Source organism: Pauljensenia sp. UMB3104 (genome assembly GCF_030217285.1).
In the GTDB taxonomy this organism is placed as follows: Bacteria; Actinomycetota; Actinomycetes; order Actinomycetales; family Actinomycetaceae; genus Pauljensenia.
Window position 1 is genome coordinate 1 of sequence record NZ_JASONN010000244.1, and the last position, 286, is coordinate 286.

General features: G+C 48.6%; 1 rRNA gene. It reads right to left on the reverse strand.

Annotated elements, in window-relative coordinates:
- Positions 1-186: ribosomal RNA gene (locus QP415_RS11560) — 16S ribosomal RNA — on the reverse strand; the annotation flags it as partial.
- Between the last annotated feature and the right edge of the window lie 100 nt (positions 187-286).

Here is a 286-nt window from a genome sequence, read left to right on the forward strand (position 1 = left end):
GATCAGTGAATATCCAGTATTAGCACCCGTTTCCGGGCGTTATCCCAAAGAAGGGGGCAGGTTACTCACGTGTTACTCACCCGTTCGCCACTCATCCACCCAGCAAGCTGGGCTTCAGCGTTCGACTTGCATGTGTTAAGCACGCCGCCAGCGTTCGTCCTGAGCCAGGATCAAACTCTCCGAACAAAAACAAAAACGTTAAAGCCCAGAAAAACCAACCAACCAAACAAGGCCAGCCAGCAATCCCAACCAAAAACACTCAAAAACAAAAAACAGGCATAAAAAA